The sequence below is a fragment of the Nitrosomonas cryotolerans ATCC 49181 genome (genome assembly GCF_900143275.1).
Classification (GTDB): domain Bacteria; phylum Pseudomonadota; class Gammaproteobacteria; order Burkholderiales; family Nitrosomonadaceae; genus Nitrosomonas; species Nitrosomonas cryotolerans.
On sequence record NZ_FSRO01000001.1, the window covers coordinates 471,264 to 493,479 of the forward strand.

Below are 22,216 nucleotides of genomic sequence, written 5' to 3' on the forward strand. Positions count from 1 at the left end.
AATCAGTGAACGTAGCACATTGGATATGAAAAACACCGGAGACAATATGCAACGCACCACCACATCGGTTCTTGATTGCTATCTGGATAAAGCCGTTTAGGACAATAGAACCATAAACGCACGTGGTGTGATGCAGATTAACCGGATAATTGAATCGTCTATGGAAGTGTATTTATTCATTTGAGGGTGTGTAAGCATTCTGACGAACAATTCCATACAGGCAACATGGACAATTAGTATGATTATATCTATACACCTTCCCACGGAAACAGAAATAGGCGCTTCAACCGACGAGCTATGGCAACGCCACGCAGCCTAGGTACTGCTGAGTGATCCAGATGCTACAAGGCTACTCTTCTAAAACGTTTCGCGTTGCATGAAGCGACTACCTGCAAAACAGGCAAAGGCTATTTACTCATTTACCTGTCGATATGTCTGCTTGGCAAAAAATTAGAGAATGATGCCTACTGACTATTAGATAGTATAGTCATGAGATGTACTGTTCTCTGGATAAATATCTCATGATTACACTATCTAGGTTAGTTTAATTTCCCATAGAGTGTTGCCATCTCACTTTCAAACTTGACAAACTTTTTATCCAGAAGCGTTATAGCGGTTATTTTATCTGCTGATGACAAAAAAGAGTACCTGATGCTGTTGTAGACGTATTCTTTAATTTTTCCATATGATGGCTTATACCTGGATGCTAATAGCACGTACTCCTGTGTCAGGTTGTTGCGAGAGACGCCAGAATCATCGGTTGAGATAACAAGAGGCACGCCGTAACTGGAGTAGATAAGGTAGGGGTGTTCATTACCCTTAACACCAAGGATAAACTGGTTGCTAGTAAGGTTAATTTCAATAGCCGCGTTTTGTTTTAGGTCTTCTAATAATTCGAGTGAGTCTTGTTCGTAGGGTAAACCAATACCATGACCAATGCGCTGTGCTTTGGCAATATCGCGTGCTTGCTTGATATGGAATAGAAGATCTTTTGGCCGAACCATTCCCGTGGTTAGCTCACCTGCATGAAGGGCCCGGTTAACGTTGGGGTATAGGCTGTGGAGGTAATTAAACATCTGCATGTGCAAGGTGTAATCACTCAGGGCAATGTGGTTGTTTTCTGGTGCGACAATGTTTACGCCTACAACGAAGGGGGAGCGCTCTGCTGCGAGGTAACCCGCATATAAATCCATAAACACGGATAATGGGTCAACCACACGTGCTGCGTAGGTTTGGTAACGCATCATAAATAGATCGTTGTCGATGCCTTGGTGAAGTGTATCGATCATACTGACGTAGTTACTAATGGCTGCACCAAATTCACTATTTTCACTGAGCTGGCCTGTGACCTTATTTAGGATCGTATTGACCTCGGCCTGCGTCGATGCATTTCTTAGGGTGATGTTGAGGTTGTTAATTTTCTCAGGGTCGAAATAGGATTTACTCTTAACACCCACTCGAGTTAGCATTGTTTCGATGTAGCTAACGTTTTCTTTAATAGCGCGTTGTTTAATAATGTTGATACCAATATCCATGTTCTCATTTGAGATTGGACCGAAGTAGTCAAAGGTATTGAAGAACGCGCTGTCAGGCGGTGGTTGATCATGGAAGTGATTGCCGTAGTCTTTATCTGACCAGAGGGTAAGTAGCTTTCGATAGCTTTCATTGTCTTTTATGAGCGCATCAACGGTAAGCAGTTCACACTTACTGGTTTCGCTGGGCATTACGATTTTAAATGTACATTTGTCAATGAACCAATTTTCTTGCTTCACCCAGTCAAGGTAGGTTTCAGCATAAATGCTACCGGTGTAGTGGTGATGAATGTCCCCGCCCTTGGGCATGTTGGTGAAAAATAGATTTAGCTGCGCTATGTTTGCCTTGCCCGCTTTGTTGAGCATGTCGTCATATAACTGATTTGTTTGCTGGAAATTATTTCCTTCTGTGGCATCGGTGTGGTGGCCAATGCTTGCACAGCTTCCCATGAAAGCGAGCACAGATATTAGCGCGATTTGTTGGAGTTTTCTTATTCTCATTCTGAGTTCTTTATGTTGTTGCCCAAGGTAAGTGCTTGGTCACTAATGTACCGAATTGTTTCCGATGCGTAACATTATATTCCCTGGTTTACTGTAGTGGTGGTGAATGGGCACCGTTGAATAAATCGAACTGTCGAGGACTTTTGCAAAAGTCTCTACGATTATCCCGCAGAAAACTGGCAACACATCAGAACCACCCATCCGATTGAGTCGGCTTTTGCAACCGTTAGACTGAGAACAGCTAAAACAAAAAGCAGTGGAAGTCGAACAACAATGCTGACTATGGCATTCAAACTTATGGAAGCGGCGCAGAAAAAATGGTTTCGATTAAGAGGCTAGGAATTGTTAGCAGATGTCGTTTTCGGCGTTAAATTCGTTAACGGCATTAAACAAAATGGAGATCAAAAATAGGTGGCCGCTTGATCCCTCATGCGCCATATATGACTATAGTTCATCAAGTGACGTCATGTTTTCCACTTTCATCAATTCCCAATAAAAAATGCCTCAAGCAAGAGCTGATATGGAATTAGATCTTGCGGGTAACCCATTTCGTGGTTTGGCCGATATAACAATACAATCAGTCCAACTTCAATGGGGATGGGCTTTGCTCGTTGTTGGGCTGCCTTACTCATTCCCAGTGCCGCAATGATGGGTGTGCTCAAGAGAACCGTTAAAAAAATCACAGCGACGGAAGATAACTACGTGCAAGCCTTTCAAACAAACGTTAACTTTTATAGGGATTAATATGAAAACTACGAAACCAACAATCGACCCATATCTATTTGAAAAGCATTTTGAAGCATTCAAAAAGTTTGTTGAGGAGCAATCCAGTGTTCTTTTTGTATCATTCCCCTCTAATCCATACATAAATGAACAAGAAGGATATAAATGCGATATATACAAAGCTGCCAGAGAAAAACTGGCTTTTCAAAAATGGAAAGAATCCGACATCGGCAGTGGTAGCATTATAGCTTCAACAATTGAGTCAATAGAAATAAAGATTAATAATTTAGTCCAGTGGCAAAATCTCTACGGAGATGAAAGAAGGCCACACTATCCATTAATCAAGGCAAAGCAATCGCCTGAAGAATCAAAAATAATAGAGCGATGTTTGTTCAATCTTTACCACAAGACAGAGGTTGAAGCATCATTTGAAGGGTTGCTTGATATATTTGGAAAGAAGTATGCGTTGATAGCTTATCTATTATTTATAAAAGATAATTCAAAATATTTACCGATCGCTCCTTCATATTTTGATAGCTCATTCGAGCTTCTTGGTTCCGATTTCAAAACAAGCAAACGGTGCTCATGGGAAAATTATTCAATTTATCTATATTTAATTGGCGAGCTAAAGCGAATGCTGTCTGATGCGTTATCGTCAGAGGTTTCAATGCTGGATGCGCATTCTTTCTTGTGGATGCTTTCTGCGCAAATGGCCAGCCAAGACAAGCTGCCCGATGTAAAAAAATATTTAAGTCTTAGCGATACTGAACGCGAGGCAATAATAATGTCACGCGTTGGGCAAGGACAATTTAGGGAGGGCCTTATTAGATATTGGTCAAGGTGTGCAGTTACAGGTTGTAAAGAGCATAAGTTATTAATAGCATCACATATAAAGCCCTGGTCAAAATCCAATGTGGTTGAGAAGTTAAGTCTTTATAATGGTCTATTATTATCACCTACTTTGGATGCTTGCTTTGATTCAGGATTTATCAGTTTCACTGACTCAGGCAACATTATGATATCTAATATCATGAATGAAACAGACATGAAAGCCTTGGGTATAATCGATGAAATGAAATTATCTGCCATCGAGTCTGAGCATGCTAAATATCTTGCTTACCATCGAGAACATATATTCAAAAAAGGCGAATAAACCAGTCATTATTCTTGCCAAAGGCCCGCACCGATTATGGTGGCCGTTGGCAGCATAAAATGGTACCTGCTCTAGCCTTTTATAATGGAAAAATTATGAGTAAGTTGGAAAACATGATAGAGGAAGTTTACAAGCAGGCAAAAAATGGGCAGTGGGATCAAGTATTGTCCGATTGGAAGGATATCCCCCTTATTGAGAAACGATGTAGCCGCTATCAAAAAGAATCTTCTGGTTGGACGTTTTTTCATCAAGCTGCTTACTTTGGGCACGAGACAGCTTGCAGGGAGTTGATCCGGTTAGGTGCCTCGGTAAATAGACGGTCTCGTGAAGGCAAAACAGCTATAGATGTTGCCGAAGAGAGGGGATATATAGATTTAGCTAATCTCCTGAAACGGGCTTTCGAAAAGGAAGGTTCACTTTGGGTTACTCCCGCTGACCCAGATTTGCGACCCAGCAGTAACCGTTGGGATGAGGCTAACGAACGGCGAGCAACGGAAGGAATGCTTGTGGCTTACGGCGGGGGAGTAGTCAGGATTTTAACAGGTAAACGATATTTCGTAGATTCGTTTGAGCGTGTACTAATTGAGACCTTTGCAAAACCCCAATAGTTGAAAAATTAACCTTTTATAATCAATAGTAAAAAATCTCTAGCGAGGGCTTTTGCAAAAGTCTTTAATTGGTTGGCATGGCTCTTATGACCCTCCTTGCGGAATGGATAGCGAGTCGATGTTATAGACCCGTAGCCTGGCAAGGCGCTGAACCAGGCGACAATGCCTCTACGCTCGATTAGAACCGGTGAGCTTGAGCGTTAGGCCACATTTTTCAACTGAAGAGATTCATGAAAGAATCTAGGAAGAAGTAACGAGGGCAGGTCTTGCTTTATGCGTCATCCTCCCGGCTTACATTTAGCAGGCTAAAAAATAAAGCCAACTTCGTTAACCATCTTGCGATTGGAGCAGCGATTGGGAGCAGCGATTGGCCAGGCCGTTACAGTTGGAGTTCGCTAGTATTCTGTACCATGTGATCTCACTGGGGAATCGGCGTGAGCCAGTTTCGAGCGCAATGACGATAACGGCTTGCCCTCAACCATAGTCATAAACGGACAGATCGTCTTTTTCAGAGTTGCCACAAGGTAATTCTGGTTGAGAAAGGAGCGTATCTACTGGAGCTGGCCCGATACGAGACAAAAACAAGACCTGACCCTGTAGTGTGGCCCTGTAGTGCTAACATAGGAGACAATTAGTCCCAACGAGTATTATCTGCTAGTTGTTATCATGGGATTTAACCCAAATATGACACAGAGTCAGTATCAGCTTTTCTGCATTCTATTTATAGGTATAGATCCACTTCATTCATTCCAAAGCTAAATATAACGTATTGCAATTCATGCCGATCCCACGTTAAATAAGTAAGGGCTTTACGGACCTATTAAACATCCTTGGCGTTTGATTCCTCAAGCGTTTTTCGCGCTGCGGCCTGAGTCAGGATTTCGGTGTTTTCCATAACACCCGACAGGCAGTGCTTCGGGCTGGTTACATAGCAGCAATTGGAAAGACCTCTGCACAACTGCGTAAATTTACTGTGACAATGGAAAAAATGCCCAAATGACATTTTTTATGCGTGTTATCTTGGAAAAAAATGAGGTTTTTTCTCTTTTTAAAGGGAATTTCCCCCTTTATGTAGCATTTGGACGGACTACTCCGCTTGGTGGCTTGTCCACGAAAATTTTGTTGGCCGCTTTTTTTAGATTCATGCAGATACTTTTCAGCATAACTTGGGCGTTGACTTTTGCCGTGCCGAAGTAGCTGGCGCGTCCCATCCCGAATAGGCGTTTGGCCGTGCCGAAACACTGTTCAACAATATAGCGTTTTTTGCTGATCAATTTATTCGCCAGCTTCTGGCGTGCCGAGAGTGGCTTGTTCTTGTACGCACGATGCATGATTGCGCTCTTGATTTTGTGATTTCTTAGAAACTGCCGATTGGCGTTGCTGGCTGATCCTTTGTCGGCATATACCCGATTTGCCTCAAGGTGCGCACCCTCGATAGCTGCTTCGAAATGTATCATTTCGCTCTGGTTGGCAGGGGCAGTGTGAACTCCACGCACATAGCCGTCTTGCGAGTCCACTACCAGGTAACTGCGATAGCCAAATTGCGACTTCTTGCCTTTTTTTAGCCAGGCCGCATCTGGATCCGCGCTTTGTTCTTCAATACAGGTGATTCCTGGTTGGCTGCCATCCTCAAATTGAACAGCCTTACCTTCGGTATCCACTTCAAGCAGGATAGCCTTTTTGGGGCGTGCCGCTGACTCAATCAGCGTGGCATCAATTACCGCTCCCGTTGCGCCCTTGATCATCAATCCGTGTGATTGAAGCTGTTCATTGATCGAGGCTAGCAGATCATCTAACCGATCGCCGGACACCAATCGGTTGCGAAACCGACACAAGGTGGTTTCGTCCGGTATCGCATCCGACAAGGACAAACCACAAAATTGTAGAAAATCAATCCGAGCATACAGTGCTTGCTCCAACGCAGCATCCGACAAACTATGCCACTGTCCCAGCAGGATCGCCTTGAACATCATCAACCTATCAAATGGTTCCTGTCCTCCACCATGCGATAACTCGCGCTTGTATAAACCTGTAAGCTTCGAACGTAACTCCTCCCAGTCAATCAGGACATCAATCTTCATTAGCACACTGTCTCGTCTCAATCGCTGTGCCAATTCCAGTGTTCCAAAACTTATCTGCATCTCTTGTTCCAAATGTCTTTTACTTGTCACTATTTTAGTCGGTTATCGCGCTGACGGGGGAGTTGTGCAGTAGTCTTTTGGATATGGTACAATATGCGCCCTCAAGAATCAGTCATCAGTAAGAAGTAAACTGCGGAGTACCACCCTTGTAAGACTCACCACCTCGTAGTGTTCAGCTACGCTTAAAGAATTAGCCATTTGTGCGCGGGCTTAACCCCAATCAATTGCGTCATCCTTTCCCCGGATTGCCGGGTTTCCTTTCTGTTCCGCTGGTTGGGAAGACGCGTCTGTGTTTGCGCTTTTACCCAACTGCCGCCGTCATGGCTGGTATCAATAACGGAATAAAAAAACATGAAATCGTTTCACCAGGACTGGCTTTCAAATGTTCGAAATGACCTGCTTGCGGGTCTTGTGGTTGCACTGGCCTTGATCCCCGAGGCGATCGCCTTCTCGATCATTGCTGGCGTCGATCCTAAAGTGGGTTTGTATGCTTCATTTTGTATTGCTACCGTCATTGCATTTACCGGCGGCCGTCCAGGCATGATTTCTGCAGCTACGGGTGCGATGGCACTGGTCATGGTGTTGCTGGTTAAAGAGCACGGCCTGCAATATTTGCTGGCTGCCACTGTGTTGACCGGTGTGCTTCAGATTGTCGCAGGCTGGCTTCGTCTCGGAAGTTTGATGCGCTTCGTGTCACGCTCGGTTATCACGGGTTTCGTTAATGCACTGGCCATCCTGATCTTTATGGCGCAACTGCCGGAGCTGATCAACGTCACCTGGGAGGTATATGCGATGGTCATTGCTGGCTTGGCGATCATTTATCTTTTTCCATACATCACCAAAGCGATTCCGTCGCCACTGGTTGCTATTATCGTATTGACTGCTGTGACAATCGGCCTCAACCTTGACATTCGTACCGTGGGCGATATGGGTAATCTGCCTGACAGCTTGCCTTTATTTCTACTGCCGGATGTACCGCTAAACTGGGAAACACTGCAAATTATCTTGCCGGTTTCAGCTACTCTGGCGATGGTAGGGCTATTGGAATCAATGATGACCGCTTCTATCATCGACGAGCTTACCGACTCTTCTAGTAACAAGAACCGGGAGAGCGTGGGGCAGGGCATTGCCAATATCGCTTCAGGATTTCTGGGTGGTATGGCAGGCTGTGCCATGATCGGTCAGTCGGTGATCAACGTGAAATCAGGTGGCCGTGGACGGCTATCCACACTTGCAGCAGGTGTTTTTCTATTGCTGATGGTGGTATTTATCGGTGACTGGGTGGCCCTTATCCCGATGGCCGCCTTGGTTGCTGTGATGATTATGGTGTCCATTGGTACTTTTAATTGGGCCTCGATCCGTAATTTACGCGAGCACCCAAAAAGCTCCAATGTCGTGATGATCGCCACTGTCGTTGTAGTCGTAGCAACCCATGATCTGGCTCAAGGCGTATTGGTCGGTGTGTTGCTTTCCGGTTTCTTTTTCGCCCATAAAGTCGGGATGGTGTTACATGTTGGCTCGAAATCTGCGGACGAAGGACGTGTCCGCTCTTACCGTGTCGTTGGTCAAGTATTTTTTGCTTCCGCAGACCGCTTTATCGGCTCCTTTGATTTCAAAGAAGTGATTGAGAAAGTGCAAATCGACGTAAGCCGCGCGCAATTTTGGGATATCACGGCAGTAAGTGCACTGGATAAAGTGGTCGTAAAGTTCCGGCGTGAAGGCACCGAGGTCGAGGTGGTCGGCCTCGATGAAGCCAGCACAACCATGGTGGATAACTTCGCCGTGCATGACAAGCCGGCTGCCGTCGAGAAATTGATGGGCCACTGAGGAAAAAAATACATGAGAACAGTAAACAAAGTAATGGCCTGCGTCGATCAATCGCATTACGCCGACTACGTGGCGGACTATGCGGCCTGGGCCGCGCAGCGTATGCAATCTCCGCTGGAATTCTTGCACATTATCAATCGTACTCCCGAAATTTCAACTGGCAGCGACCACAGTGGCGCTATTGGTGTTGATGCTCAGGAAATACTATTGGCTGAACTTTCTAATGAAGATGAGTCGCGCAGTAAAGTGGCCCGCGAGCAAGGCCGTATCTTCCTTAATCGGTTGCGCGAACGTGCCAGGGAAGCGGGGGTCGAATCTCCCGATATACGACAACGTCATGGAACGCTGGAAGAAACACTGGTCGAGCAGGAAAAGGGCGTGCGCCTGTTTGTGCTTGGTCGGCGCGGTGAATCGGCAGAAATTACGCAGCGCGACCTGGGGCGTAATATTGAGCGGGTCGTGCGTGCCTTGCATAAACCCCTGCTGACGGTTACTGAAGGATTCAAAGAGCCGCGTCGGATTATGATTGCTTTCGATGGCGGTATCGTTACCCGACGTGGTGTAAAGATGGTTGCAGCAAGCCAATTATTTCGTGGCTTGCCCATCCATTTACTCATGTCTGGCAAAAATAGCAAAGAAGCATCCAGACAACTTAAATGGGCCAAAACGGTATTGGAATCGGCTGGTTTTGAGGCGCCCGCTTCGCTGACACCCGGCGATGCGGAGAGTATCATCGCAAAGACTGTTCGGGAACAGAATATCGATATGCTCATTATGGGCGCTTATGCCCACTCGCCGTTACGCAGTCTGTTGTTCGGTAGCAAGACCACTGATTTGTTACGTTCAGCTACAATACCAACGATGCTGCTGCGTTAGATTGCCGTCCGTTTTCAATTTTATCAAATAGCGCGTAAAACTTCGTCCTTCAGGGCGGAGATATAAGCGCACAGGCGAAGCCTGTTTAATGCGGTCTTTGCTGTTGTTCAATATATTGCTTAATAATCGAGAGTGGTGCTCCACCACAACTACCCGCAAAATAGCTTGGACTCCAAAGCATATTACCCCAAAGCTTATTTTTAATTTCGGGATAATTCTTTTTGCGAATAAGTCGGCTTGAAACGCCTTTCAAACTATTTACCAAGTTAGAAATAGCAATTTTTGGTGGATAGTTAACTAAAAGGTGAATATGATCATGCTCACCGTTAAATTCCACCAATTCTGCTTCAAAATCCAAACACACGTTTTTAAATATTTCTTCCAAATCAATTAATACCCTTCCGGAGAAAACATCTCTACGGTATTTTGTTACAAAAACCAAATGAACATGAAGATTAAAAACACAATGTCTTCCTGTTCTTACATCGTTATTAACTTGCATAGACCAATTCCTTTTTGTATAATTATAACCATGAAGCAGATTATACGCAAAGCCTTTAAATCTCGACTCAATCCAAATTCTGACCAAGTACAGAAGATGGTTGAGTTTGCAGGTGCTAATCGGTTTGTTTGGAATAAAGCCTTAGCAATGAATCTGTTCAGATTAGAGCAGAAACAGCCATTGCTTTGGTACAACGAGTTGTCATTTTGGCTAAAGCTATGGAAATCCTCAGAAGATTATGGATTTCTAAAAACCGTTCATTCTCAACCGTTGCAACAAGCCTTAAAAAACTTAGAAAAAGCGTTCAAAGACGGTTTTGATAAAAAACAGCCTTTAAAACGGATTCCAAAATTCAAGAAAAAAGGTTTGAGTGACAGCTTTCGTTATCCACAAGGATTTAAGCTGAAGCAAGAGTCTAACAAAGTGTTCTTGCCTAAAATCGGTTGGGTGAAATATCGTAATTCACGCCAAGTCATTGGTGACGTTAAAAATATGACGATTTCCCGTAAAGGCGGTTATTGGTACGTGTCGATTCAGACTGAGTACGAGACCGAGCTAAAGCGTCATAGCTCAACCAGTATGATTGGTGTTGATATGGGCGTTACCCGCTTTGCAACCTTGTCAGACGGCTCATACGTAGAACCTTTAAACAGTTTCAGAAAGTTATCAAAGAAACTGGCTTTTGAACAGCGTAAGCTGTCTAAAAAAGTCCGTTTCTCTGCTAACTGGAAAAAGCAGAAACAAATCATTACCCGACTGCATGAGCGTATTGCCAATGCTCGTTTAGACTTCTTACACAAAACCTCAACCGAAATCAGCAAAAATCACGCAATGGTCGTAGTTGAGAATTTAAAGATAGGAAACATGTCTAAGAGTGCCAAGGGCAGTGTTGAAAAGCATGGTAAAAACGTCAAAGCGAAATCGGGTCTAAACAAATCCATTCTTGACCAAGGATGGGGAATGTTCGTTTCGTTCTTGGAGTATAAACAGGCTTGTTCAGGCGGGGATGTATTGAAGGTAAACCCTCAATACACCTCTCAAACCTGCCCTGGATGTCAACATGTTAGTCGTGACAATCGCAAAAGCCAAAGTGCTTTTGAATGTACAGAATGTGGATTTAAAGCCAATGCCGACTTGGTAGGTGCCTTGAATGTACTTGAGCGAGGACATCGCTTGTTAGCCTGTGGAGTTGAAACGTTAGTTTCGTCTAAGAAGCGGGAACCAGTAGGCAGTAGCAATACAAACCTACTCTTAACGGCTTAATAAGTCGCTAGGAATCCCCTTCGTTTAGGAAGGGGAGGATGTCAATCATCCTGTGTTAGTTGTTCGTCGATGATATTTTTCGAGGCCTTTGCAAAGCCCCCATAGTTGTTGAAAAATTAATCCTTTATAATCAATAGTCAAAAACTTCCGGTGAGGGCTTTTACAAAAGTCTCTTCTCATGATTGGAATGTGCGCAGTGGGGGAGTCATAATGCAACTCTTTAATAAGTTTCTCTAATGGATTCATTAAAGAATTCGCCTATTGGAAAATCTGGGTTAAAGCGGATGTTTGATATCGACATCGCGCAGTGTCCGGACTGTGACGGAGATATGAAAATCATCGCCGTCAGGCTTGGAATCCAGCGCAATCACTAAAATTTTTGATCATTTCGGCATACCTGCCCGGGCGCCACCTGGAGCACCAAAGTACAGCAAACCCTTTGATTTTTTTACGCTAACTGAGCCGGAATACAGCCTTTTCAGATCGATTAACACAGTCTTTGACAACTGAGCCAGCTTTCAGTACATTCCGAACTCATGAAAAGGGTGGTCTTTCCTATACCTTGATAAACGATGCGGTCACCCCCATACGCAGTTCGCTTGGTGCCAGCAGTTTGTTGCTGGCTGGAGTGAACGCACCGCTTTCCTCCGGGGATGTTATGGGTCTGCTATTCTATGGTGTCTACGACGAATTCGACAACGCCGGTAAGACTAACATCTAGCAAATGGCTATACCGTGTCCGGCAGCGTAGAGTTGCCAATTATCCGGGCGCCATGAATGCTGAAAATACTATGAGGCAGAGAATGAAGTTTGCTTGGTGCATGATTGTACTGGAGGTAATGCTGTCGGCCTGTGATGATTCTGATGGTGCTAATACAACAGCATTAGGCAATCAAGAAGTCAGCGCCCAATCCTTATGTGTGAGTAATAGCTGCGGTGAGCGGGTTGAGTTGTTTCGTGTACCCGAGGCTGAGAACAGCCTGCTGACAATGAATAACAGAATGTTCATCAGCGGCGATTTTCTTTACGAATTGACACGAGATGCTGAGGCTGAATATCGGTTGGATGTAGTGGGTGGCGACGGCAGTAATTTCTTCAATGGTTTGGCCGAATATCAAAACTATCTGTATGTGATTCATGCGGGACAGATATTCGTTTCATCTCTGGATGGCTTTATTGATTTGCAACCGGCGTTTACGCTCGAGGGCATGATCCTGCCCAACGGCATGACCGCCACGCCGGACGGTCATCTTTACATCACCGATGGGCCGATCTCAGTAACTCCCCAGATCGTGCGCCTGACAATTGATCCTGCTAACCCGACAAGGATTCTGTCGCAGGAGGTGTGGCTTGCCGAAGGGCTATTCGGACCTAACGGTATCGACTATAAGCGACTGAATGGTATCGATACATTGTTTATCAGCGATGACGGAAATCGTTCGATATTCCGCCTGTCGATCCAACCTGACGGTACTCCCGGACAACTCGATACTCTGCATACTCGCAGCACTTTTTTCGATGACCTGACTATAGTGGGCGATCATCTGCTGGTGACCGATTACTATCTAGGCACGGTCTTTTTGCTAAGCCCACAGGGCGAGGTCTTGCAGGAAACCGATATCCTGACATTTCAGGGTACTTCTTCAGTGCAGGTCGGACGCGGAGGTCAGTTTCCTGAAGGGCATCTGTTTGTTACCGAACGTGGTCAGCAGTTTGATACGTTGACGCCGTTCGGCAATGCACTCAGTGTTTTTCGGCCACAAACGACAAATTGCCACGGCATTCAATGCTGGTTCTTACCCCTGGACATCTTTCGCCTGAAGCACCAAAAATCCGATAACACTCTAATTTTTCGCACTAACTGAATCGAAATGCAGCCTTTTTCGATCGATTAACACCGTGTTTGACAATCGAGCCAGCTTTCAGTAGATTCAGTCTTCATGGAAAAAGGCAGTTTATTTTTCCTATGCTCTGGAATATAGCAAAAAATAATTTAACGGACTGAGTAGAAATCCTCTCTGTTCAGGGGGAGGGTGGATAGCGCGGACGCCGTAGGCGTCTTTATTGTCGATCAATATGGGGTTCGTTGTTGTTCGATATGCTGGCGAATGATAGCAGTTGGTGCACCATCACAAGAGGCCGTGAAATAAGATAACGATCATAATACGCCGCCCCATAGCTTCTTGTGAATACGCAGAAAATGCAGACCTCAACGTGGCCATCAATATTCTAAGGGCAGAACGTGCCCAGCTCGCCTGCCAAGTGAACGATACAATAATGTCGTCGGCAAGAGGAGCTCACCGAAGTCATCTACTCCATTCCGGGGTCGAGGCAGGAGGAATCCCCTGTCTTTAGGTGGAAGGGGATGTCAAAAAGACCAGATATGAATAAATTAAGATTCTGTAACGCATTCTAATTAAGGGGTATGTAAATGTCTAAATTCAGTCGAATTTCCGAAGAACCACCATTCCGTTTAGCGACATACTTCTTTGTTAAGCGCTTTTCAAAAGCCGCTAGAACGATTGATCGTTGGGGAGCTGTCGATCGACCCCATTACTTCGCAGGAGTGCTAGCGGCAGCTGATCAGGCACTGCGTGAGGGAATTCCGGAGATTTCAGTGTCAGAGTTCGGTGTTGCTGGCGGAAACGGATTAATTGCACTCCAAACATATGCGGAGCTTATAGAAAAGGAAACTGGAATTAAGATCCGAGTATTCGGATTTGATACTGGTGAAGGGCTTCCCGAACCATATTACGACTATCGAGATCACCCGGATCAGTGGAGAGTGGGCGACTATAAAATGGATGTGCCGAAATTACAGCAGAGACTTTCATCGCGAACCGAGCTTCGCCTAGGAAACATTGCTGATACCCTGCCAAAATTTGTCTTGGAGAACCATCCCCCGATTGGCTTTGTCTCTTGCGATGTTGATCTCTATTCCGGTACCAAAGATGTGTTAAAGATCTTTAGCCTACCAAATAAAAAAATGCTACGTAGAGTATTTATGTATTTTGATGACATTGATTTCGTTTTTAATCACGCGTTTGCTGGTGAATTGCTTGCTATCCAAGAATTCAACGAATCAAATCCGTTAGTAAAAATTGACATATGGCGGGATATAAGAAAAAACAGAGTATTTTCTAATGATTTATGGCTTAATAAAATGTTTGTTGCTCACGATCTTGATGCTATCAACAAGTGCGTAATTGGGCGTGGCCCATCCACCGATTGCAGTCTTGCTTAAATAGAAACTTTAGGGTACCTCTAAAAACATCTAAAAAGAGTGAATCAATCCGACCCGAGAAGCGATTTCAGTCAATTTTTCTATCAATTATTTAGAAAGAGTTTTCTTCAAATCAAGATAATATTTGACTATTATTTTCTCGGTTTCGCCATTTTTAGGTTATTTCAGGCGCAATGACTCTATCGAAGCTGAAGTGTTTCCTACGAATCAGGGCCGTCGCACGTTTGATGTTATAAACTAGATTGAGCCCTTTGCAAAACCCCAATAGTTTAAAACTTCTAGCGAGGGCTTTTGCAAAAGTCTCTCGTGATTTTTCTTTGTTGCCGGATCTTTGTGCTTCGGTGAGCGGAAGATTGTGAGTTTTTTTCGTGAATGTGATTCGCGTGTCCAGAGGTGATCAGACTTTCTTCCCGCCCATTGCTGCGATACGTCGAGCTTGCGTAGATATTTGTTTCTCCCACTTCAGGGAATTGCAGCACTTCTTCCAAAACCTGACTGTGGTGCACTTTCGCTGAAGTAATCTCCCGCGCAGTTATCAGATTGGTTCCTTGATCCACATAGTCTTTGCAGGGGCTGTCTCGTAATATCGGATTTGTCTGTTTTTTACTATACAACTCATTGGTTATTAACAATTGAAATTTTGGGAAATTCTATTAAAGGACAATCCCTTGTAATACCTGCATCTTGAATAACATCACTCGATCAAAGAGTTTGCGCCCGGCCAGGTTTTTTTGGCTTCCTGTGAAGTGGTACCGCAAAACTGGACAAGTTGTTAAGCTCTGATATGAGATAAATAGAGAGACATAATCATGAGCAAGAAACGCATGCAATATTCAACAGAATTCAAAGCCAAAATAGCCTTGGCAGCAATACGTGGAGAAGAAACGGTACCACAACTAGCCGCTCGTTATCATATCCATCCCACGCAGATTAATAGCTGGAAACGTCATTTGATTGAAAAAGCCAGTGATTTGTTTGGTAAGAATGGTGACGCCAATAATAAGAGTGGTCATAGTGCCGACGATTTACATCGCGTGATTGGGCAATTGACGGTGGAACGCGATTTTTTAGCCAGAAAGCTCGATCATTAAGTGTTGCTGAGCGCAAAACAATGATCGAGCACCACGAGAAACTAAGTCAATCGCGTCAATGCCATTTACTGGGTGTTGCACGCTCGTCGTATTATTATCAGCCACAACCCACAGATGGGAGTGAGTTAATCTTGTTGCGTCAAATGGATGAGCAGTATTTGAAAACACCACAGTATGGTTCACGCAGTTATGCCACGTGGTTCAGGCGCCAGAGGAGGATGATAGGCCGCAAGAAAGCCACTTCAATGATGAAGATACTGGGCATTATTAGCACAGCACCAAAGCCCAAAACCAGTATTCCGGCCAAGCAGCACAAGAAATATCCTTATCTGCTCAAAGGTAGGACCATTAGTCGTCCCAACCAAGTTTGGGCGACCGATATCACTTACGTGCCGATGGAAAAAGGTTTTGGCTATCTTGTTGCTATTATGGACTGGCATTCGCGTAAAGTATTGAGCTGGCGCATATCCAACACACTGGACGCTGATTTCTGTGTCCAGGCTTTGGAAGCTGCCATTCAGGATCATGGCTGTCCGAAAATCATGAATAGTGATCAGGGTGTGCAGTTTACCAGTGAGACATTTACATCAATACTAAAAATCAATGGCATACAGATCAGCATGGATGGCAAGGGTTGCTACTATGACAATATTTTTGTTGAACGACTATGGCGTACAGTCAAATACGAACATTTATATACCCGGGAATTCAACAATCTAAAGGAGGTAAGAAAAAGCTTAAATGTTTGGTTCAACTGGTACAATCAGGAATGTTTTCATCAAAGTCTTGATGATCTAACACCAGATGAAGTTTACTATCAGAAGTATGCAATTTCTCAAGCTGCCTGAGCTTGATTAACCAGCCATGTTAGAGCTTAATTTATCTTCAGGTTGTCTAGTTAATGGGGGCCACTTCACTGGTTGTTTCGGCGAGAAGATCTGCGAATAGACTCCGGTCGATTACATGATTGGTTCCACAAGGAGATCTTTTAGCTTGTTTAGCTAATCGTATAGATTTTTAAGGTCAAGAAGGCTTGCTTGAATTTTTAGTAGGGGTGTCACTTAGACTAAAATAGGTATTTTCCTTATATCATTTTTCTGCTGGAAGCATATGATTGTATTACCTTAAAAACATAATATATAAAGCTTTTGACGCTTGTTTTGTTTCTGCCATTTGTTTTCCCCAATAAAGCTTATAGGAAGTTTGATCGGGTTGGGGCGAAGGGGTTGCGCAACGAGAATTGATTTTTAGAGATGCCTTTAAGTGACTCTCTTACGTGGCTGATCGAAAATTGTTTTTTATGTTTTATAGAGAATAAAAGCAATTAGATCAGAGACATATCTGGCATCGGCATAGTGTGTGCTTAGCCTCTTAGTGTCGAATGAGAAGTTCGACACGATAAATACGGAATATCCTTATTCTTATATCGGAGAAAAATAATGAAACTAAAAACATTAGCGCTTGCCACCAGTATTGCTCTATCGGCAATGTCCACCGCTGGAACCGCCCACGCCGGCGCACTCGCTACCTCGGTACTGGACATGACAAACTTCACCATCTCTAAGGGCGGCGCGCTACTTAATCGTACCGCTTTTGATCTTCTGACCATTACGAATACAGCGGACGTTTCTGCTAACCTGAATGGTGTGACCAGCACGGATTCGGGTCTTGGTTCTGGCCAGGATATCGACTTGGGTTTCGTAAACGTGGGCGGCACAGGGGGCTACGTTGAAAACAGCTACGCTGTCATAAGCAACCCTCCTGCGTCCACGTTCGCTGTTGCAGATCAGTCGCAGTTTGGTTCGCCTATAGCTGGCTTGGAGGTCGGAGGAGTGCCTATTCCGACACCCGCAACGGCGTCTCAAGCGGCCTATGTTTCCCTGGATGCTGCGGGGGACGGCAGTTCCACCGCTAACAACGGTCTTACTTCCAGCTTTATATTTACCTTAGGCGAAGGCGGTGAGCTTGATTTTAGCTTTAACGCCCGTGCATATCTGGAGGCCTATACTGACCCCACCGAGCTATTCCCCACCTCTGCTTCCGCGCAGTATAGTCTGTTCTTCACCATCGATGATCTGACGACGGGTGCCAATGTCGTAAACTGGCAGCCGGATGGTATTAGTCTTGATAACACAGGCACATCATTTGGCATTACCAACGAGATCGATCCTTTCAGGTTGAACGACGCAGTTGCGAGAAACGCGCCACTTAATGGAACATCTTTCCGAGGCGCTTCAGAGGGTACTGCGTTTTCTGGAACTTGGAGCGGCAGGACAGTGGCACTGCTGGAAGACAATCGCTATCAATTGACAATCAGATCGGGGACCCTCGCCGATGCCAACGCGGCTGTGACGACTATACCTGAACCCGCCACCTTGGCTTTGATGGGATTGGGTGTTCTGGGGCTGAGTCTGAGCCGCCGTCGCACCTAAAATCCGCAACGGAAAGGGCCACAAAGAAATGGAAAAAGGGAGCTTACATGGCTCCCTTTTTCCATTCTTGTTAGAGCTAAATTTCTGCTAGTTTTTCCGCAGCTCGGCGCAGCTCAAATCTGGGGGAACAGAAAGATGTCATGCGACAACATTCGATCAAGGCAGAGTGCAAGAAATATAGACATCACTTATTTCATCCTGGATTACGTACAAATACTTATTAGCCGATAATACTGAAGTGGCCCTCATTAACTAGACAACCTGAAGATAAATTAAGCTCTAACATGGCTGGTTAATCAAGCTCAGGCAGCTTGAGGAGTTGCGTACTTCTGATAGTAAACTTCATCTGGTGTTAGATCATCAAGACTTTGATGAAAACGTTCCTGATTGTGCCGGTTGAACCAAACATTTAAACTTTTCCTTATCTCCTTTAGATTGTTGAATTCTCGAGCATATAAATGTTCGTATTTGACTGTACGTCATAGTCGTTCAACAAAAATATTGTCATAGTAGCAACCCTTGCCATCCATGTTGATCTGTATGCCATTGGCTTTTAGTATTGATGTAAATGCCTCACTGGTAAACTGCACACCCTGATCACTATTCATGATTTTCGGACAGCCATGATCCTGGATGGCAGCTTCCAAAGCCTGGACACAGAAATCAGCGTCCAGTGTGTTGGATAAGCGCCAGCTCAATACTTTACGCGAATGCCAGCCCATAATAGCAACAAGATAGCCAAAACCTTTTTCCATCGGCACGTAAGTGATATCGGTCGCCCAAACTTGGTTGGGACGACTAATGGTCTTACCTTTGAGCAGATAAGGATACTTCTTGTGCTGCTTGGCCGGAATACTGGTTTTGGGCTTTGGTACTGTGCTAATAATGCCCAGCATCTTCATCATTGAAGTTGCTTTCTTGCGGCCTATCATCATCCTCTGGCGCCTGAACCACGTGGCATAACTGCGTGAACCATACTGTGGTGTTTTCAAATACTGCTCATCCATTTGACGCAACAAGATTAACTCACTCCCATCTGTGGGTTGTGGCTGATAATAATACGACGAGCGTGCAACACGAAGTCAAATGGCATTGACGCGATTGACTTAGTTTCTCGTGGTGCTCGATCATTGTTTTGCGCTCAGCAACACTTAATGATCGCGCTTTCTGGCTAAAAAATCGCGTTCCACCGTCAATTGCCCAATCACGCGATGTAAATCGTCGGCACTATGACCATTCTTATTATTGGCGTCACTATTCTTGCCAAACAAATCACTGGCTTTTTCAATCAAATGACGTTTTCAGCTATTAATCTGCGTAGGATGGGTATGATAACGAGTGGCTAGTTGTGGTATCGTTTCTTCCCCACGTATTGCTGCCAAGGCTATTTTGGCTTTGAATACTGTAAAGACCGCTGCATAACTGGTTATCTTGGGCTGGGAAAGATTTTTAAGTGTTTGATTTATCAATGCTGCAAGTAATCAGAAAAGCTCAAAAACACAGTTATGCAGCGGTCTTCTGTATGCGTTTCTTGCTCATGATTATGTCTCTCTATTTATCTCATATCAGAGCTTAACAACTTGTCCAATTTTGCGGTACCACTTCAGTCAATTGCGTCCATGAGAAACTGGTAGCCTTTTTCTAGCACAACAAGACTTGACCCTTTCTTGAAATAGCTGACTGTATGTGGCATAGTAAGACTTGACCCTCTGCTTGTGTGCGGTCCCGAGCCGTTGGCCTTAGTTAGTTGAAAATTATTTTCCTAACTTTATATCTTTTATGCTTACCGCTTCCAGGGCATCAAATTTCCTGGGATTCATCATTTCTTCCAATAATATTTTTATGTCTTCAATACTGGCTTTAGATAGATTTATGTCTAATTCAACCGTGACTTCAACTTTCATAAGTAACCCCTTTTAGCGATTTTCCTGCGTTTATAGGTTTTAAGCGTTTTTGGAACACAATGCTTAATTATCCGCTGGCTTTGTGGCCAGTTACTTTTTCCTCAAATCTCGTCCAGGCCATTGCATTGTTGTGTCTGCGTGATAACATCAGTGCGTCCCAATGGGAAGCCTATATTCAAATGATTCTCAAATGTTTTGTCAAGCGCCAGATGGATTTGTTTAGATGGTCTTCCAACCCCTGGGTATTTTACGTCACTTTCGTATATCCGTTACTCCCGGTACATTTTTGCTTCGTATGTCCTTGGTTTTCAATAAGCAATGGCTTAATAACACAGGAAAGGTTTTATCCTGCATGCCGGCATGCGTTGCGCCATGAATCAGCGTAAGGAATTGGAATATTTGTGCCGCTATATCACGCGACCGGGGATTGCTAATAAACGGTTAACATTCAATGGTGCTGGGCAGGTTAAAGGTATCTTATCGGGATGGCACAGCACATCTCATTATGTCACCGTTGGAATTCCTGCAATGCCTGGCTGCATTGGTTCCTAGGCCAAGGCTAAACCTATCCGCTTTTATGGTGTGCGCATTCCTTTCAATCCTTTTCATCACTGGGGGCTGACCTTTATTCTTGGGCGTCTTTCGCCTGAAGCGCCAAAATACGGCAAAATCTTTGATTTTTCGTGCTGACTGAACCAGAATGGAGCCACTTTTCGATCGATTATCACCCTGTTTGACAACTAAGCCGTCGATTAATACAAAGCAGAATTAAATACATCCCCTTTTATCTTATGGAGTTACTGCAAGCGATGAGGATTGCAATAATCAATACGGGTGGCACTATCAGTTGTATTGGTGAGCCCTTGGCGCCGATGTCAGCAGCAGATTTTGCTGACGCCAGTGTGCGAATGCTAAACCCTATTTTGACGCACCAGTTTCCTGATTTAGAAATTGGCTATCTAATTAATATAGCATTTCCTGAATCCTCAGGTGCAACTCTGGATAGCACCAATCTGCAGCCAACTGACTGGTGTATTATGGCTAAGGGTGTTTTGACAAACTACGCAGATTACGATGGTTTTTTGGTGTTACATGGCACCGATAGTATGGATTTCACCGGCGCAGCGCTCCCTTTTTTACTCAATGCTTTTGATGAAAATGGCAACGGTAGCGCAGTATTAAGCAAGCCTGTCATTATTACCGGTTCCCAAGTGCCGCTGTACAACAAGAAAAGTGGCAATGCTGAGCTAACAATTAACTTTAATACAGATGCCTTTCAAAACGTTTGCGGAGCTGTTGCTTCAGCACGTACAGGTGTGCCAGAAGTTTGCGCCTATTTCCAAAACAAACTCTATCGTGGCAACAGAATATTAAAGACCAGCACAAGCAGGTTCAGCGCGTTTTCATCGCCGAAGTATCCTGCATTAGCGGAATATGGCATCGAGCTCAAACTGTTTAATGAACACTGGCTGCCTGGCCCCGTTCATGACAGCGTGAGTCTGGATAACCCTGACGTGCTCGCCAGGCAGCAAGCAATGGTGGATAGCATTGCTGAGAATATTGATCACTATCCTGTAGCCCAGCTTAATGCTTTTCCGGCCCGTTATTCCAGAAATACTGTCTCCGCGTATATGGCTGATATGATTTCCGCTATAGTAAGTACGGGTGCCTCCGGCCTTATATTGGAATCTTACGGAGAGGGTAATTTTCCCTCAGGAAATCCGGATTCTCCTTCAGATGGCGCTATTTATCAGGCCTTAAATAATGCAACAAATAAAGGGGTAAATCTTGTTGATTGCACCCGGGTTATTGGTGGCAGTGTGAACAACAGTGCCTACGCTTCCGGAGCTTGGCTGCCTCAGGTTGGAGCGCTAAGCTCGGCTGATATGACGCCGATGAGTGCGTTGGCGAAGTTGATGATTCTAACGAGCTTTGGCAGTATTCAAGGTTGGAGTCGCGATCAGTTGAGGGCGATGTTTCAAACCAACCTTGCCGGAGAAATGTGCAGCGTCAACAGTTTGGATAGCCGAACAAATGCCGTGCTTATGCCAAGCCAGTCGATATGCACACTCGATGGCAGCGCCAGGCTGACAAACGATCAAGCAGCCGGTCCCGTGCTGATTGCAGTAAGCAACGACACGCTACTTTGGAGTCTTCCAGTCGTGCCTGTGGCTGCTGATTTACCCGGACGCTTGGTTATGCAAGATGACGGAAATTTGGTTTTCTATAGCCGCTACAACAAAGCAATTTGGGCAAGCAATAGCGGTACTTCTGTTGGAGCTTCATCGAAATTGGTGCTCAGTGGCCACTACGATGTGAATTCTCCATGCCAGAGCAAATTATTAATGCAGGTATTTAACTACGCGACAAATACTTGCGCAGCGCGCCTTTACCAAACACCCTAACCAGCTCTCAGTAG

Annotated in this window: 18 protein-coding genes and 3 pseudogenes; 13 read left to right on the plus strand and 8 right to left on the minus strand. The window is 44.7% G+C overall.

Features of this window, described 5'->3' with window-relative positions; all coding sequences use genetic code 11:
• Positions 1–539: 539 nt before the first annotated feature.
• Entirely contained in the window at positions 540–2,033 is a 1,494-nt protein-coding gene (locus BUQ89_RS02070) for an amidohydrolase family protein (protein ID WP_036574057.1), read from the minus strand.
• A 150-nt stretch (positions 2,034–2,183) separates the two neighbouring features.
• On the opposite strand from BUQ89_RS02070, the pseudogene BUQ89_RS13400 reads away from it, so the two are divergent.
• From BUQ89_RS13400 to BUQ89_RS02085, 3 genes and pseudogenes are all read left to right on the plus strand, one after another.
• Positions 2,184–2,369 (plus strand): annotated as a pseudogene (locus BUQ89_RS13400) (IS256 family transposase); the annotation flags it as partial.
• 409 nt (positions 2,370–2,778) lie between these two features.
• A complete protein-coding gene (locus BUQ89_RS02080) occupies positions 2,779–3,909 on the plus strand; it encodes an HNH endonuclease (RefSeq protein ID WP_051537759.1) in 1,131 nt (376 codons plus the stop codon).
• A gap of 95 nt (positions 3,910–4,004) precedes the next feature.
• A complete protein-coding gene (locus tag BUQ89_RS02085; protein ID WP_218612751.1) occupies positions 4,005–4,517 on the plus strand; it encodes an ankyrin repeat domain-containing protein in 513 nt (170 codons plus the stop codon).
• Between the two features lie 1,067 nt (positions 4,518–5,584).
• Here the strand turns inward: BUQ89_RS02085 and BUQ89_RS02090 are convergent.
• Positions 5,585–6,658: an IS5 family transposase gene (locus BUQ89_RS02090; RefSeq protein WP_083605143.1), complete on the minus strand. Its 1,074-nt coding sequence runs from the start codon at positions 6,656–6,658 to the stop codon at positions 5,585–5,587.
• 351 nt (positions 6,659–7,009) lie between these two features.
• On the opposite strand from BUQ89_RS02090, the gene BUQ89_RS02095 reads away from it, so the two are divergent.
• Together BUQ89_RS02095 and BUQ89_RS02100 are read left to right on the plus strand one after the other, a co-directional pair.
• Positions 7,010–8,485 (plus strand): SulP family inorganic anion transporter, encoded by a 1,476-nt coding sequence (locus tag BUQ89_RS02095; RefSeq protein WP_028462528.1) that lies wholly within the window; start codon positions 7,010–7,012, stop codon positions 8,483–8,485.
• A 12-nt stretch (positions 8,486–8,497) separates the two neighbouring features.
• The gene (locus BUQ89_RS02100; protein WP_028462529.1) at positions 8,498–9,361 is read left to right on the plus strand and encodes a universal stress protein; all 864 of its coding nucleotides are present in this window, start codon (positions 8,498–8,500) and stop codon (positions 9,359–9,361) included.
• Positions 9,362–9,446: 85 nt separating this feature from the next.
• On the opposite strand, the gene tnpA is transcribed toward BUQ89_RS02100, so the two are convergent.
• Entirely contained in the window at positions 9,447–9,863 is a 417-nt protein-coding gene (gene tnpA, locus BUQ89_RS02105) for an IS200/IS605 family transposase (RefSeq protein WP_074202473.1), read from the minus strand.
• A gap of 30 nt (positions 9,864–9,893) precedes the next feature.
• Here tnpA and BUQ89_RS02110 point away from each other — a divergent pair, with 30 nt between their 5' ends.
• The 5 genes from BUQ89_RS02110 (at position 9,894) to BUQ89_RS02130 (ending at position 16,309) form a co-directional block, all read left to right on the plus strand.
• A complete protein-coding gene (locus BUQ89_RS02110; RefSeq protein WP_074202474.1) occupies positions 9,894–11,126 on the plus strand; it encodes an RNA-guided endonuclease InsQ/TnpB family protein in 1,233 nt (410 codons plus the stop codon).
• Positions 11,127–11,929: 803 nt separating this feature from the next.
• A complete protein-coding gene (locus BUQ89_RS02115; RefSeq protein ID WP_028462517.1) occupies positions 11,930–12,991 on the plus strand; it encodes an SMP-30/gluconolactonase/LRE family protein in 1,062 nt (353 codons plus the stop codon).
• A gap of 566 nt (positions 12,992–13,557) precedes the next feature.
• Positions 13,558–14,370: a hypothetical protein gene (locus tag BUQ89_RS02120; protein ID WP_051537772.1), complete on the plus strand. Its 813-nt coding sequence runs from the start codon at positions 13,558–13,560 to the stop codon at positions 14,368–14,370.
• 809 nt (positions 14,371–15,179) lie between these two features.
• The gene (locus BUQ89_RS02125; protein WP_074202475.1) at positions 15,180–15,461 is read left to right on the plus strand and encodes an IS3 family transposase; all 282 of its coding nucleotides are present in this window, start codon (positions 15,180–15,182) and stop codon (positions 15,459–15,461) included.
• 20 nt (positions 15,462–15,481) lie between these two features.
• Entirely contained in the window at positions 15,482–16,309 is an 828-nt protein-coding gene (locus tag BUQ89_RS02130) for an IS3 family transposase (RefSeq protein ID WP_074202476.1), read from the plus strand.
• Between the two features lie 515 nt (positions 16,310–16,824).
• Here BUQ89_RS02130 and BUQ89_RS13405 read toward each other — a convergent pair.
• Positions 16,825–17,004 carry a hypothetical protein gene (locus tag BUQ89_RS13405; protein ID WP_143071306.1) on the minus strand — a complete coding sequence of 60 codons (180 nt, stop codon included), beginning with the start codon at positions 17,002–17,004 and terminating at the stop codon, positions 16,825–16,827.
• On the opposite strand from BUQ89_RS13405, the gene BUQ89_RS02135 reads away from it, so the two are divergent.
• Positions 16,949–17,893 carry an EDSAP-1 family PEP-CTERM protein gene (locus BUQ89_RS02135; RefSeq protein ID WP_281250617.1) on the plus strand — a complete coding sequence of 315 codons (945 nt, stop codon included), beginning with the start codon at positions 16,949–16,951 and terminating at the stop codon, positions 17,891–17,893. The two genes, BUQ89_RS13405 and BUQ89_RS02135, sit on opposite strands and share 56 nt — an antisense overlap.
• A gap of 302 nt (positions 17,894–18,195) precedes the next feature.
• On the opposite strand, the pseudogene BUQ89_RS14505 reads toward BUQ89_RS02135, so the two are convergent.
• From BUQ89_RS14505 to BUQ89_RS13660, 4 genes and pseudogenes are all read right to left on the minus strand, one after another.
• Positions 18,196–18,360, minus strand: a pseudogene (locus BUQ89_RS14505) (integrase core domain-containing protein); the annotation flags it as partial.
• 12 nt (positions 18,361–18,372) lie between these two features.
• Positions 18,373–18,963, minus strand: a pseudogene (locus BUQ89_RS02140) (IS3 family transposase); the annotation flags it as partial.
• Between the two features lie 81 nt (positions 18,964–19,044).
• Positions 19,045–19,185 (minus strand): hypothetical protein, encoded by a 141-nt coding sequence (locus tag BUQ89_RS13655; protein WP_177183631.1) that lies wholly within the window; start codon positions 19,183–19,185, stop codon positions 19,045–19,047.
• A 462-nt stretch (positions 19,186–19,647) separates the two neighbouring features.
• On the minus strand, positions 19,648–19,797 hold the full coding sequence (locus tag BUQ89_RS13660) for a hypothetical protein (RefSeq protein ID WP_177183632.1): 150 nt from the start codon (positions 19,795–19,797) through the stop codon (positions 19,648–19,650).
• Between the two features lie 345 nt (positions 19,798–20,142).
• On the opposite strand from BUQ89_RS13660, the gene BUQ89_RS02150 reads away from it, so the two are divergent.
• Positions 20,143–20,349 (plus strand): transposase, encoded by a 207-nt coding sequence (locus BUQ89_RS02150; protein WP_305728834.1) that lies wholly within the window; start codon positions 20,143–20,145, stop codon positions 20,347–20,349.
• Between the two features lie 257 nt (positions 20,350–20,606).
• Complete coding sequence (locus BUQ89_RS02155) at positions 20,607–22,202, plus strand: asparaginase domain-containing protein (protein WP_177183633.1); 1,596 nt, start codon at positions 20,607–20,609, stop codon at positions 22,200–22,202.
• Positions 22,203–22,216: the final 14 nt, after the last annotated feature.

Coding starts and splice junctions, on each gene's coding strand:
- BUQ89_RS02070 (WP_036574057.1), bottom strand. CDS start 2,033: ATGAGAATAAGAAAACTCCAACAAATCGCGCTAATATCTGTGCTCGCT.
- BUQ89_RS02080 (WP_051537759.1), top strand. CDS start 2,779: ATGAAAACTACGAAACCAACAATCGACCCATATCTATTTGAAAAGCAT.
- BUQ89_RS02085 (WP_218612751.1), top strand. CDS start 4,005: ATGAGTAAGTTGGAAAACATGATAGAGGAAGTTTACAAGCAGGCAAAA.
- BUQ89_RS02090 (WP_083605143.1), bottom strand. CDS start 6,658: ATGCAGATAAGTTTTGGAACACTGGAATTGGCACAGCGATTGAGACGA.
- BUQ89_RS02095 (WP_028462528.1), top strand. CDS start 7,010: ATGAAATCGTTTCACCAGGACTGGCTTTCAAATGTTCGAAATGACCTG.
- BUQ89_RS02100 (WP_028462529.1), top strand. CDS start 8,498: ATGAGAACAGTAAACAAAGTAATGGCCTGCGTCGATCAATCGCATTAC.
- tnpA (WP_074202473.1), bottom strand. CDS start 9,863: ATGCAAGTTAATAACGATGTAAGAACAGGAAGACATTGTGTTTTTAAT.
- BUQ89_RS02110 (WP_074202474.1), top strand. CDS start 9,894: ATGAAGCAGATTATACGCAAAGCCTTTAAATCTCGACTCAATCCAAAT.
- BUQ89_RS02115 (WP_028462517.1), top strand. CDS start 11,930: ATGAAGTTTGCTTGGTGCATGATTGTACTGGAGGTAATGCTGTCGGCC.
- BUQ89_RS02120 (WP_051537772.1), top strand. CDS start 13,558: ATGTCTAAATTCAGTCGAATTTCCGAAGAACCACCATTCCGTTTAGCG.
- BUQ89_RS02125 (WP_074202475.1), top strand. CDS start 15,180: ATGAGCAAGAAACGCATGCAATATTCAACAGAATTCAAAGCCAAAATA.
- BUQ89_RS02130 (WP_074202476.1), top strand. CDS start 15,482: ATGATCGAGCACCACGAGAAACTAAGTCAATCGCGTCAATGCCATTTA.
- BUQ89_RS02135 (WP_281250617.1), top strand. CDS start 16,949: ATGTCCACCGCTGGAACCGCCCACGCCGGCGCACTCGCTACCTCGGTA.
- BUQ89_RS13405 (WP_143071306.1), bottom strand. CDS start 17,004: ATGTCCAGTACCGAGGTAGCGAGTGCGCCGGCGTGGGCGGTTCCAGCG.
- BUQ89_RS13660 (WP_177183632.1), bottom strand. CDS start 19,797: ATGAAAGTTGAAGTCACGGTTGAATTAGACATAAATCTATCTAAAGCC.
- BUQ89_RS02155 (WP_177183633.1), top strand. CDS start 20,607: ATGAGGATTGCAATAATCAATACGGGTGGCACTATCAGTTGTATTGGT.